The 12,428-nt window shown below is 67.0% G+C and carries 13 protein-coding genes and 1 pseudogene; 8 read left to right on the forward strand and 6 right to left on the reverse strand.

All coding sequences use genetic code 11. From position 1 onward, the window contains the following. The 6 genes and pseudogenes from Pmi06nite_RS33630 to Pmi06nite_RS33655 all read left to right on the forward strand — a co-directional run. Positions 1-218, forward strand: a pseudogene (locus Pmi06nite_RS33630) (hypothetical protein); the annotation flags it as partial. 152 nt (positions 219-370) lie between these two features. Continuing rightward, positions 371-916, forward strand: coding sequence for a hypothetical protein (locus tag Pmi06nite_RS33635; RefSeq protein ID WP_203957222.1), 546 nt, complete (start codon positions 371-373; stop codon positions 914-916). Between the two features lie 305 nt (positions 917-1,221). Continuing rightward, entirely contained in the window at positions 1,222-1,713 is a 492-nt protein-coding gene (locus tag Pmi06nite_RS33640; protein WP_203957223.1) for a helix-turn-helix domain-containing protein, read from the forward strand. Positions 1,714-1,766: 53 nt separating this feature from the next. Then, positions 1,767-2,093 (forward strand): tautomerase family protein, encoded by a 327-nt coding sequence (locus Pmi06nite_RS33645; RefSeq protein WP_203957224.1) that lies wholly within the window; start codon positions 1,767-1,769, stop codon positions 2,091-2,093. A 146-nt stretch (positions 2,094-2,239) separates the two neighbouring features. Next, positions 2,240-2,920 (forward strand): alkylmercury lyase family protein, encoded by a 681-nt coding sequence (locus Pmi06nite_RS33650; protein WP_203957225.1) that lies wholly within the window; start codon positions 2,240-2,242, stop codon positions 2,918-2,920. A 129-nt stretch (positions 2,921-3,049) separates the two neighbouring features. Continuing rightward, complete coding sequence (locus tag Pmi06nite_RS33655; protein ID WP_203957226.1) at positions 3,050-3,919, forward strand: LLM class F420-dependent oxidoreductase; 870 nt, start codon at positions 3,050-3,052, stop codon at positions 3,917-3,919. A gap of 157 nt (positions 3,920-4,076) precedes the next feature. Here the strand turns inward: Pmi06nite_RS33655 and Pmi06nite_RS33660 are convergent, their stop codons facing one another. From Pmi06nite_RS33660 to Pmi06nite_RS33665, 3 genes are all read right to left on the reverse strand, one after another. Continuing rightward, positions 4,077-5,366, reverse strand: a complete 1,290-nt coding sequence (locus tag Pmi06nite_RS33660; protein ID WP_239114382.1) for a dicarboxylate/amino acid:cation symporter — start codon at positions 5,364-5,366, stop codon at positions 4,077-4,079. Between the two features lie 95 nt (positions 5,367-5,461). Continuing rightward, positions 5,462-5,545 carry a putative leader peptide gene (locus Pmi06nite_RS43065; RefSeq protein WP_373317351.1) on the reverse strand — a complete coding sequence of 28 codons (84 nt, stop codon included), beginning with the start codon at positions 5,543-5,545 and terminating at the stop codon, positions 5,462-5,464. Between the two features lie 179 nt (positions 5,546-5,724). Then, entirely contained in the window at positions 5,725-7,110 is a 1,386-nt protein-coding gene (locus Pmi06nite_RS33665) for an MFS transporter (RefSeq protein ID WP_239114383.1), read from the reverse strand. A 129-nt stretch (positions 7,111-7,239) separates the two neighbouring features. Here Pmi06nite_RS33665 and Pmi06nite_RS33670 point away from each other — a divergent pair, with 129 nt between their 5' ends. Next, positions 7,240-8,199, forward strand: a complete 960-nt coding sequence (locus tag Pmi06nite_RS33670) for an Lrp/AsnC family transcriptional regulator (protein ID WP_239114384.1) — start codon at positions 7,240-7,242, stop codon at positions 8,197-8,199. A gap of 6 nt (positions 8,200-8,205) precedes the next feature. Here Pmi06nite_RS33670 and Pmi06nite_RS33675 read toward each other — a convergent pair whose 3' ends face one another. Both Pmi06nite_RS33675 and Pmi06nite_RS33680 read right to left on the reverse strand, forming a co-directional pair. After that, positions 8,206-10,347 (reverse strand): serine/threonine protein kinase, encoded by a 2,142-nt coding sequence (locus tag Pmi06nite_RS33675; RefSeq protein WP_203957229.1) that lies wholly within the window; start codon positions 10,345-10,347, stop codon positions 8,206-8,208. Between the two features lie 216 nt (positions 10,348-10,563). Next, positions 10,564-10,944, reverse strand: coding sequence for a helix-turn-helix transcriptional regulator (locus tag Pmi06nite_RS33680; RefSeq protein WP_203957230.1), 381 nt, complete (start codon positions 10,942-10,944; stop codon positions 10,564-10,566). 154 nt (positions 10,945-11,098) lie between these two features. On the opposite strand from Pmi06nite_RS33680, the gene Pmi06nite_RS33685 reads away from it, so the two are divergent. After that, a complete protein-coding gene (locus Pmi06nite_RS33685) occupies positions 11,099-11,530 on the forward strand; it encodes a response regulator (RefSeq protein WP_203957231.1) in 432 nt (143 codons plus the stop codon). An 83-nt stretch (positions 11,531-11,613) separates the two neighbouring features. Here Pmi06nite_RS33685 and Pmi06nite_RS33690 read toward each other — a convergent pair whose 3' ends face one another. Next, positions 11,614-12,363: an SDR family oxidoreductase gene (locus Pmi06nite_RS33690; RefSeq protein WP_239114385.1), complete on the reverse strand. Its 750-nt coding sequence runs from the start codon at positions 12,361-12,363 to the stop codon at positions 11,614-11,616. Positions 12,364-12,428 lie beyond the last annotated feature (65 nt).

The raw sequence follows: 12,428 nt of genomic DNA on the forward strand, positions 1-12,428 counted from the left end.
TGTGTGACGGGCGGGACCCGAGCACCCCGCCGGACTTCAAAGACTGCCTGAACGGCGGATTCGGCGTCACAGTGCCTTTCACCCTGATCTGGCACGACCACGACATCGCACGTCGCGCGCTGGCCGACGTCGTATACGACCCCGATGATCGGCTCCCATACTTCGAGGACATCGTGCAACTCCTCGAACGCTTCGGTGTCACGCTCGTTCTCCAGTGACGCGGCCGTTTGGGCGTTTGCTGTACAGCAACCGATACAGCAACAGCGCTTTACACGATCACACGCCACCGGCCAGCACCTACCGCCAGAACAGGAGGGAACGCCGTCGACTGTCGGACCTCGGTTGATGGTTGACGAATTGGTCTCGGGTGATGCTTTACATGATCACAACAAGGCTGACCCCCCAAGCTCGGGCCTTCGTGGAGCCATCAGGCATTCTGGGCGCCGTGAGTGATATGTACATCCGTCTGATTCCGACCGACCTGAATTGGCAGCCGAGCCGCGAGGCCGCCAGCGCTGCCGTGGCCTACGTCGCCGGGCTCTTCTCCGGTCCCGGCGACGCCGTGGAGCATGTCGACTATGAGTTCTACGACCGGATCACCCTGATAGACGCTGGCGAGAACACCAGCCAGATCACGTGCTCGCGCTGCCGAAGTGATATCAGCTTGGACTGGTTGGGCGACGTGGTCAGAGAAAATGGCGGCGTGAGCTTCGAGCACCTGGACATGACGGTGCCCTGCTGTGGCGCCGTGGTCGGGCTGGATACGCTCCACTACGACTGGCCGGTCGGCTTCGCGCGATTCGAGGTGAGTGCCATGAACCCCACTCGCGCCCAATACGAACTCGACGCCCAGGAACTCGCCGACATGGCCAGCATTGTCGGCCACCCCGTTACCCAGGTCCTCGCTCACTACTGATCAGGCACGCCTCCGGATTGATCATGTCAACCGTCAACCGAGGCGGCAGTGTCAAGCATCAACCGAAGCAGGACAGGGAACGCCGTCGACGTGGTACCTACCTTGTACTACGGATCAGAAGGTCAAGCGCCATCGGAGCCGAAACGGCTTGGGACCCCGTGGCGGTCGACGCGCTCACTGTCTCCTTCCGGCCGGCACGATCGGCCCTGTGGGTCGCGCATTCGAGGGCACACGACGATGGATACGAGACCATTTGGCTTCCCCGCGATGTCCAGTTGCCGGCAATCCTCCGCTCGGGGAGGCACATGACAGCGTTCTTGTCTCTGGATTCCACGCTCGCTCACGCTGATCTGATCGCGGCGCGGAGCGCGAAGCGGCCCGTTCATGTCATCAATGGGAGGGTCGAACGACTCGTCGACGCTGCGGTCGCAGACCTGGCGGTCGCGGCGGCTCGGCGGCACGACATGCCGCTTTCGCAGCGGCTCCTCGCTGAGCGCGTTCGCATCGACTCGAGTGCCGCCGCCTCGCGCAATCACACCAGCCGAGTCTTCACTCGTGCCACCGGCATGACGTTGTCCCGCTATCGACAACGGATGCGAGTCGCCGCCGCCGTGCGAGCCATTGCGTCACGTGACGACAGCCTGGCGACAATTGCGGCAGAGACCGGCTTCGCCGACCACGCCCACCTTTCCCGTTCCCTAGTCGGCGCAACTGGATCGATTCCCACGAGCTTGCGGCGCCGCTTCCACACCGGCTCACTCGACTCCCCCGGCTCGGGTGGGCTTGATCCGGTTTGACGGACGGTGAGCGAGACACCGCCCCATGAGTGACTCGAGAACGGCGTCCATCTGTGAGCACATCCGTTCAGGCGGGGGCCGGCTGTGTCATCAGACGATGGACGGGCCGCAATACGTTCAAGAGGAGAGCGATGCCTGTCATCACCGTCGCCATGCGCACCGGACGCACGATCGACCAGAAACGCGAACTCGTGCGGCGGGTGACGGACGCATTCGTGGAGACGTGTGGAGGCGAAGCCGACGGCGTGTGGGTCGAGATCGTGGAGATTCCCGCCGAGCACTGGGGCATCGGAGGACGCCTCCAGTCCGATCTGCTCGCTGAAGCCGCGGTCGCTGCGGATTCGTTCCCAGCAAGGGAACGGTCACCGGATCACTCATAGCGCGTGGGCGGGCAGCTCTGCGAGGAGGGAGAACACAGGCCGGCGTACGGCTGTCGCGAGATGCCATCACGCACCGGCTCGCCGCGCTCGCGAGCAGGTTTCGACATCATCGCTCGCAATCAACGCGAGGAATGGAAGGAATCGGCATGAGTGAGGGACCACGCGAACGAATTCGCTCGAGGATCTACTCGACCCTGGCGACAGAGGGCCGCGCTCCTTCCATCGCTGAGCTCGCTCGAGTGCTGGGCACCAGCGACAGGACGATTCGTCGCGCACTCATCGAGCTCGCGGAGCGGCATCTCTTCGTATTGAACCGGGACGGGGACGCGATCCGCATGGCGCACCCCTTCTCCGCGGCACCGATGGCCTTCGTCGTGGCTCCGGCAGACGGGCACGACGAGCGTCGCTGGTGGGGAGGATGCGCATGGGATTCGTTCGGGATCAGCGCCTGCTTGCACCTCGACGTACTGATCGACACGACATGTCCTTTCTGCGGGACTCATCTGCGCATCGAGGCGGGACCTGAGCGACCGCCATCGTCCGGGCCCGTCGTACGCTTCCCTCGACCGGCGGCCGAGTGGTGGGACGACGTTGTCGCTACGTGCACCGACATTCGCCTCTTCTGCAGCACCGACCACGCTGCGGGTTGGATGACCGCGACCGGCACTGCCATCGGTGAGATCGTCTCTGCGGAGATCGTCTGGAGACTCTCGCAACCGTGGTACGGAGATCGGCTGGACCCCGACTATCAACCGCACACTGCGGCTGCCAACCAGATGACACTCGCAGAGTTGGGGCTGACGGGAACGTTCTGGGAACTCCCCTGAGTCGTGACGAGTCCTCGACCGAGCTTCCCCAGACTGACCATCGTGCGCACAGGAGCGCCTGACGCGGTTGAGCGGCGGCGCACGGAATGATGGTCGGCGAGTTCGCCTGAGAGTTGACGGGAGCCATGAATGCGGATCGGTGTCGTCTTTCCCCAGACCGAGATCGGCGCGGACGTGGGCGCGGTGCGCGCCTACGGGCAAGGGGTCGAGGAGCTCGGTTTCCGGCACGTGATGGCCTATGACCACGTAGTCGGAGCCGACCCGGCGATCCACCAGGGCTGGCAAGGTGTCTACGACGTGCGGACCACGTTCCACGAACCGATGGTCCTGTTCGGCTACCTCGCCGCACTGACCTCACTGGAACTCGTCACCGCCATCATCATCCTGCCCCAGCGGCAGACGGCCCTGGTCGCCAAGCAGGCGGCGGAAGTCGACCTGCTCAGTGCCGGCCGGTTGCGGCTGGGCGTGGGCCTGGGGTGGAACCAGGTCGAGTACGAAGCCCTGGGCCAGGAATTCACCACCCGGGGCAAGCGCGTCGAGGAGCAGGTCGAGTTGCTGCGCCAGTTGTGGACCGAACGATCGGTCACCTTCGACGGCACCTATGACCGGGTGACCGGAGCGGGGTTGGCGCCCCTGCCGGTGCAGCGGCCGATCCCCATCTGGTTCGGCGCACAGTCGCCCGCGGCGTACCGCCGTGCTGGACGACTCGCCGACGGCTGGTTCCCGCAGATGTCCCCAGGCCCGAAGCTGGATGAGGCCAAGGCGATGGTGGACGAGGCCGCCGTGCTGGCGGGACGCGACCCCTCCACGCTCGGCATGGAAGGCCGGGTCAACTGGACAGGCAACGCAGAGGAGCTGAACGATCTGGCCCGCCGGTGGCGGGAGTCCGGCGCCACTCACATCGCCGTCAACACCATGAAAGCGGGACTGCGCTCGGTCGACGAGCACCTGTCCGCGCTGGAGACCGCGGCCGAGACGCTCGAACCACGGAAAGGCTAGGAGGCCGGTTCCCGGGAAACGGGCTCAAGAGATCAGGCGTCCTCGTCGCCCGCAGCGAGGGCTGTACGACGTGGTTGGGTGACCGCCTCCCTAAAACACGAGATGGCGGCGCGGACCCCGCGCGGGGCCGCACCGCCATCTCATTCGGGTGAGAACGTTATGCGATCGCCGGTTCGCCCGAGGAGCGCGGCGCGCTCACCGGAGCCTCGTCGAGCGGCTGCGGAGGAGCGTTGAGCACCGCCTCATCGATACGGCCCTCGCTGCGGGCGACGAGGACCGGCACCACGATCTGCCCGGCGACGTTGGTCGCGGTGCGGATCATGTCGAGGATCGGGTCGATGGCCAGCAGCAGGCCGACCCCCTCGAGCGGCAGTCCCAGCGTGCTCAGTGTCAGCGTGAGCATGACGATCGCGCCGGTCAGACCGGCCGTCGCGGCCGACCCGACCACGGATACGAACGCGATGAGCAGGTACTCGCCGACCCCCAGATGGACGTTGAACACCTGCGCCACGAAGATCGCCGCCAGCGCCGGGTAGATCGAGGCGCAGCCGTCCATCTTGGTGGTCGCGCCGAAGGGCACGGCGAAGGAGGCGTAGTCACGGTCGACGCCCAGACGCTCGATCGTGACCTTCTGCGTCAGCGGCAGCGTGCCGACCGAGGAACGGGAGACGAAGGCCAACTCGATCGCCGGCCACGCGTTGCGGTAGAACGTGATCGGGTTGACCTTGCCGACCAGCGCGAGCAGCGCCGGGTAGACGGCCAGCAGGACGATGAAGCAGCCGATGTAGACGCCGAGGCTGAGCTTGGCCAGCGGCGCGAGCAGGTCCCATCCGTACGTGGCGACCGACTTGCCGATCAGGCCGGCGGTCCCGATGGGGGCCAGGCGGATGACCCACCACAGCGCTTTCTGGACCAGTTCGAGGATCGAGCGGCTGAAGCCGAGGAACGGCTCGGCCTTCTCGCCGATCGCGATGGCCGCAGCGCCGAGGACGATCCCCAGGAAGACGATCTGGAGGACGTTGAGCTCGGTGAACGCCGTGACGATGTTCGTCGGGATGATGCCGGTGAGGAAGTCGACCCAGGTGCCGACGTTCTCGGGCGCCTTCGCGCCCGCCGTGCTCAGGGTGACGCCCTGGCCCGGGTTGATGATCAGTCCGAGGCCGATGCCGACGATGACGGCGATCAGCGCGGTGGCCAGGAACCAGAACAGCGTCTTACCCGCCAGCCTGGCCGCGCCGTTGACGTTGCGGAGGTTGGCGACGCTGACCACCACGGCGGTGAACACCAGCGGCGGCACTGCCAGCTTGAGCAGCTGGACGAAGATTTTTCCGACTTCGGTGAGGGTCGTGGCAAGCCAGGCGACGTCCCAGATGCGGGCGGCGAAGCCGAGGGCCACGCCCACGACCAGGCCCAGCAGCAACTGCAGGGAGAAAGAGAATCTCTTCACGATGAGGAAGGCTCCGAAAGACGGCATGCCGGAGAGGGCATGCGAAAGGGGGGTGGGTGAGGGGTCGGGGGGATCGAGCGTTCGTCGAAACGCGATCAGCGACAGAGGGAGCCGGTCAGACGACAGAGATCGATGTGCAGCCGCTCAACAAGCCACACAGACAGGACGGAAAACCTCACGCGATCAGTGAACCGCAGTCAAAAGGACAGTATTCCAATCACAAAAGTGATCTAGCTCACAATCCAGACTTTCCTGGTGTGACATGACGGGGTCAGGGCTGGGCTCGAGCCGTGAGCACCAGCGTGAGGTGCGCGACCGGGCTCTGCAGGGCCTGCTGAAACTCCTGCAGCCCACCCGGTCAACGTCTCGAAACGGTCGCACCGATCATGACTGCGGTGGCCAGGCCGTTGATGATCAGAAGTGCGACGGCGGCCCACAGAGCGGCGGGTGCCGCGCCCGTGCGGAGGAACAGCGTGCCGAGCAGGGCGATGCCGAGCGTGCCACCGAGTTGCTGAACGGCGTTGAGCAGCCCGGCGGCCGAGCCCGTTTCGTGCGGGCGGACGCGTTCGAGCGCGGTGCTGAAGAACGGCGTGGTGAACATCCCCAGCCCGAGCCCACCAAGCGCCAGCGCGGGTACGGCCGGCCAGGAGTAACCGGACTCGGTCGCGTAGGCGGCGATGAGGAGCAGGGTTCCCGCCAGCAGCGCGGTGAGCCCGCCGAACATGAGTTTCGCCCCGAACCGTGGGAACAGATAGGCACCCGACACCCACGAGGAGACCGCCATCCCGCACGACCATGGCAGCAGCGTGAGACCCGAGGTCAAGACGTCGACATGGCGAGTGAGCTGCGCCTGCAGGACGACGGTCAGCATGACGCCGTTCATCACCGCGAAGAACAGCGTGGAGCTCACCAGCGCGGCGGGAAAGCCGCGGTTGCCGAACAGGCTGGGCTCGACCAGCGCGGCTCGCCCCCGCCGCGATCGTCCATGCTGCTGGAGCCAGAACACCACCAGCACCACCACGCCACCGGCGAGCGCGATCCAGGTCCAGGCAGGCCATCCGGCGGCGTCGCCCTCGATGAGCGGGTAGACCAGCAGGCCCGTGCCGAAGGTCACCAGCGCGGTGCCGGACAGATCGAGGCGTTGACGGTGGGCGGCGCGGTCTTCGCGCAGCAGCGGGGCGAGGGCGAGGACCGCCAGGCCGAGCGGGACGTTCACGACAAAGACCGACCGCCATGACGATCCGAGCAGGTCGGCGTGGGTGAGGAAGCCACCGAGCACAGGGCCGCAGACCGCCGACAGGCCCATGACCGGGCCGATGCTGCCCAGCGCCCTGGGCAGTTCCGCACCGTCGAACATGGCGCGGATCAACCCGAGGGTCTGCGGAATGATCAGCGCCGCCGCGGCCCCTTGCACCGCTCGCGCGGCGATCAGCATTCCGGCGGACCCGCTCAGCGCGCAGGCCAGCGAGGCGATCACGAACCCGGCGACGCCGACCCGGAAGACCCGGGCGCGCCCCGCGATGTCGCCGAGCCGCCCGCCAGTGATCAGTAGCACCGCGAACGGCAGCGTGTACGCGGCGGCGAACCACTGGATGTCGGAAGCGGGACCGGCGAGGTCGGCATGGATGGCCGGCCCCGCGACCTGGACGATCGTCGCATCGAGGAGGTTCATCGCCTCGGCGGCCAGCAGCGCCGCCAGTGCGGCCCACCGCCACCGGTAGGCCAACGTCGGACTCGTCAGCACAGAAAGCTCCCTCAAGCAGGTTCCGTTCTTCGCGGTCGATCCTGCGGTCGAGAGTGGGATCGGTTCCACTCTTCGCCGGGAGGTAGGTGATACTTTCCACGAACAGGGCGAGGGATGAGGGAATGTCACGTGCTTGACGACGTCGACCGGGCTCTGATCCATGCGCTGCACATCGACGGTCGCACGCCGTTCAGCAGGATCGCCACCGTCCTGGGCGTCTCGACCCAGACCGTGGCCCGCCGCTACCGGCGGCTGACCGCCGAGGTCGCGCTGCGCGTCGTCGGGCTCCCCGACACCCGGCACTCCGGTCAGGCGCAGTGGATACTGCGCCTGACCGCCGCCCCGCACAGCGCACAGAATCTCGCCCGGGCCCTGGCGCGGCGGGCCGACACCTCGTGGGTCAAGCTCATCTCCGGCGGCACGGAGATCTTCACGATCGTCACCACCCCGGACCATCAGCCCGATCGCGCGCTGCTCCTGCACGACATCCCGCGCACCGCGGGCATCACCGCGGTTTCCGCGCACTGCCTGCTGCACCTCTACCATGGCGGTCCCTCCGCCTGGCGCGGGCGCCCGAACGTGCTGGACGAGCGGCAGCAACGGCTGCTGGAGCCCGTCGTCCAGCCTCACAGCGAGCGGCACGCCGTCACCCGCTCCGACGCCGCCCTGCTGGCCGCGCTCCGCCATGACGGCCGGGCCAGCCACGCCGACCTGGCCAAGACCACCGGCTGGTCGGCCGCCACCGTCGCACGCCGCCTGGCCGAACTGCGGGCCGGCGGCGCGCTCTTCTTCGACATCGAACTCGACACGGCAGTGCTCGGCATCGCCGTCCAGGCCCTGCTGTGGATGTCGGTAGCCCCGACGCACCTGGACCGGGTCGCCACCACCCTGGCCGGACACGCCGAACTGGCCTTCGTCGCCGCCACCACCGGCTCCACCAACCTGGTGGCCAACGCGCTGTGCACCGGTCCGGCCGCCCTGCACCGCTACCTGACCCAGAGGCTCGGCTCAGTCGAGGGCATCCACACGATCGAGACCGCGCCCGTGCTCCGAACCGTCAAGGCGACCAGCCCGATGGCCGTCGTCTGATCGCGGTTATTTCCATCCGGTGCAATACGTGTCGTCGTTCCGGCTGGAGCACACGTCCCACTGCACGTCCTTCGCCGGGCCGCCGACCGAGAACTCGAAGTCCTCGTACTGCCCGTTCGACACTTCGACGTACGGATCGGGCTGCGCGTAGCGGAGCTTCCAGACTCCGCCCACGTCGACCCTGTAGGCGATCCGCAGCCAGGAATGGGACTCGTACTGCTTGGTGTCCTGCAGCCTGCCGCTCGCGGTTCCCGCCGTCCCGTTCCAGGAAACGGACCCGCGAGCCCATGCGTAGTTGGTGCTGACGTCCAAGGTCGAGCCACCCGAAGGCAGCGGCGGCGGCGTTCGCGGCGGTGATCCCGGCTGCTGCGACGATCCCGGCTGCTCCGGCGAGACCGACACGGCAGGCGAGGAGTGCCCGGCCTTGGCCTTGGTCGACTCGGGTGATGTGGTCGATCCGACCCGAGCGGTCTTCCGGGGCGACGAGGTCGGCTTGGGCGCAGGCGGGGTCGCAGGCGCGGCACTCGTGCCGGAAGACGCCGTGACCGAGGTGGAGGCCACCGTGCCGGCCGCGGTGCGGCCGTCACCCGGTGGCCCGACGACCACGAATCCGATTCCGACGCCCACGCCGACGAGCACCACGCCGGCAGCGGCCACTGTCCTGCTCCGGCCACGCGATCGGCCCGGAGACGTCGGCTCAGAGGTGACGCCCGGCCGGGGAACGGAGGCAGGCGACGAATCCCCGCCGTCAGCGGTGGGCCCAGAGGAAAGGGGCGCGCCGGTCAGTGCGGGCTGTGCCAGGTCTGTTGCGGCGTCGCCGAGCCGCCGTGCCAGATTCGCCGCGGTCGGCCGTCCGGCCGGATCAGGTTCAAGGCAGGCGGTGATCAGAGACCACAGCACGTCAGGCACGTTTCCCGCGCGCTGTGGCGCCCCCGACTCAACGTCCGACTGCGATCCGAGCAGATGAGCCAGCAACATGCCCGCCGCACGTACGTCGTCGGGTCTGCCGGTTCGTCCGGCCGGCATCCCGGATGCGACGATCACAGGACGCGTGTGTCCGTCCGCCGTCTCCACCCGCACGCCGGCGTCGAGCGCTCCGTGCGCCTTTCCCTCTGCGTGCAGTGCGGCCAGTTGCCCGGCCAGGTCAGCGACGAACAGAGCGGCCTGCCGAGGTGCCAGCGGGGTATGCGACCGCAGGTACCCGCGCAGGTAGAGCCCGGTCATCCCACGTTCGGTCGCCGGTGAGGCCGGACTGACGGCGCCGGCTTCGAGACCCGGCTCATGAAGGGGCGCCGGCCCGGCGGAGGGAGCGGCGGAGGCGCCAGGGGCGCGCCGTGGCGATTGAGACCTGGTGGTGAGGCTGGCCAGCAACTCCTGAACGGTGGGACGTGCATCAGGGTCCTTGGCCAGGCAGGAGAGCACCAGCGGCCGCAAAGGTTCGGGCACGCCGCCGACCTCGGGCTCGCCGGTCATGATCCCGTGGATCACCGCCGACGGTGTTGCTCCCGGAAAGGCGCGGTTACCGGTGGCGGCGTACACCATGGTGACGGCCCAGCTGAACACATCGGAGGCCGGGCTGGCGGTACGCCCGTCGAACTGCTCGGGGGCCATGTACGCGGGAGTGCCCACGATCCCCGACCGAGTGGTGGCCTGGTCCAGCAGCCGGGCGATCCCGAAGTCGATGACCACCGGCCCCTCGGGGCCCATGATGACATTGGCCGGCTTGAAATCGCGGTGCACGATCCCCGCCCGGTGGATCGCTTCCAGCGCGGTCAGCGTGGCCACCGCCAGGCGTTCCAGACCGCTGCCGGTTCGTGGCCCATCGCTTTGGATCAGCTCATGAAGGGACGGACCGGGAATGTACTCGCTGACGATGTAGGGACGCTCACGGAACACCCCCATGTCGATGACCGTGGCGGTACAGAAGGTCGCCACCTGGCTGGCGATGTCCATTTCGCGGGCGAACCGCCGGCGCTCGTCGTCGTCGGCGGCCATCCGGGCGTGCAGCACCTTGATGACCACCTGGGTCCCTGTGGGCGACTCGGCCCGGTATACCGTGCCCTGTCCGCCCTCGCCGACGACACTGGCGAGCCGATAGGCGCCGATCCGCTCTGGCTGCTCCGGTTCGAGGAGGCGCGAACTGGACAATCGCCAATCCTTTCAATGGCTCTCGCGACAATTCAGCCGCCAGTGGGACCTGTCACCAGCAAAGGGATCTGGAGCATCGAAAGACTATCCATGTGTCGCCGGCAGGGGGACAGTGTTGTGGACCTTGGTCACCCTCTTTCCAGGTACGGCAGGACCCGGGAGCCGACGGCGAGGCCAGGGGGCACCACGGCAACGGCACCCTTCCCTGTCCCCTGATCAAGGTCCGCGTAGCGGAGAAGGCGAAGAGTCGTGGCCTCCTGCGTCCTGGACGGCTGCATCGTCTGTCGTGTCGACATCATGAGCGGCGAAGATGGCGATGAGCGCTCGAACATCGTGGTCCGCTTCGGCAGGATGGCGAAACGGCCGGGCGGGATCGATGGAGTAGGTGTTGCGACGACCTACTCGGTGCCGGGTGAGGTATGCGGCGTCTTCCAGGTCAGCGATGATGAGCTGGGCGGCGCGTTCGGTGATGCCGATTTCGTCGGCGATGTCGCGGATCCGGATGTCAGGGAAGCGCGCGATGGAGATCAGCACGCGTGCATGGTTGGTCAGGAAGGTCCACGTCTTGCGATCTTCGGTGTCACCTGCCGGCTTCACGGACCACCTCACCGTCCCGATGGACTTCCTTGGACGGGGCTAGTCTAGAACCGGAATTAGCGAATAACATTTCGCGTAACTACTTACGCGTGTGCTCATGCCGTGGAACCCGCCTGGCACGACGCGCCTGCCGTTCCAAGGAGGGCAATCAGGCATGGCCGCACACGACGAGAGGCCTTACGACGTCTTGGTGGTCGAGGACGATCTTGGAGATCAGTTACTGATCGAAGAGGCGCTCACTGCCGAGGGGCAGCCCCGCAAGATCGTGCAGGCTCCTGATGGCCTGGCCGCACTGGACCACCTGCGGACCGCTGAGCGGCACCCGGACCTGATCATGCTGGACTTGAACATGCCTCGGATGAGCGGAGCCGAATTTCTGAGCATCCTGAAAACCGATGACCGACTACGAACCATCCCCGTGGTCGTGCTCACCACCTCCGCCTCCCCCGACGACATCTCCGACGCATACCGGCGCCACGCCAACGCCTACGTGATAAAGCCGGCTGACTTGGATGAGTTCACCCAGGCGGTGCAGAGGATCGATACCTTCTACAGCAGCATCGCCGCCCGCATCCCTCAAGCCTGACGGTGAACGCGCAGAGCCGGAGCTGGACCTCGCTCTAGCGCACAGCGTCGTCTTCCATGAACGCCGATCCGCCAGCGCGGCGGTCACCACACGACGGGGCCGAGGCGATCGATGAAGGTCCCGGTCGGCCCGTCGGCGTCGATCATCGCGAGCTTCACGATCGAGTCGGTGCCCTCGGTGACCGTCAGCTCGCCGGTGTGGTGGTTCATGTCGGTGGCGGCGAATTTGCGGTTGGCGACCTCTCCGGGAGTGGCGATGTTGAACTTGATCTCCGGGAGCGCCTGCGCGTACCGGACGGTGATCATGTTCAGAGCCGCTTTCGACGAGCTGTAGGCGAGCTCGTGCATTTTCGAGACGGGCTGCTCTGGATCGGTCACGACCGCGAAGGAACTGCCACCGCTGGACACCATCACCACCCGCGGATGGTCCGCCGCCTGCAGCAGCGGAAGGAACGCATGCGTGACCCTGATCGGCCCGTACACGTTGGTGTCGTAGACGGAATGAATCTCGTCAACGGTCGCGTCCGCCGGCGCGATGACCCTTCCGGGCGCGCCGGCGTTGTTGATCAGCACATCCAGCCGGTCGGTGTGCTCCCGGACGAGCCGTACGGCGTCGGCCACTGATTCGTCCGAGGTCACGTCCAGCGGGACCATGACCACGTCGGCGCCACCGGCGGTCAGCTTCTCGGCGGCCACCCGGCCGCGCCCTTCGTCGCGCGAGCCGAGGAAGATCGTCCAACCATGTTCCCCGAGCCGCCGGGCCGCCTCAAAACCGAGTCCCTTGTTGCCTCCGGTGACCAACACCGAAGTCCGTTCCGAGCTCGCTATATCCATATTGGTTCCTAATTGAGCAACTGGTCGTATATGAGCTGCCGACGACCCCATCCCTGCGCTCCGGT

This window comes from Planotetraspora mira (assembly GCF_016863275.1).
GTDB lineage: Bacteria > Actinomycetota > Actinomycetes > Streptosporangiales > Streptosporangiaceae > Planotetraspora > Planotetraspora mira.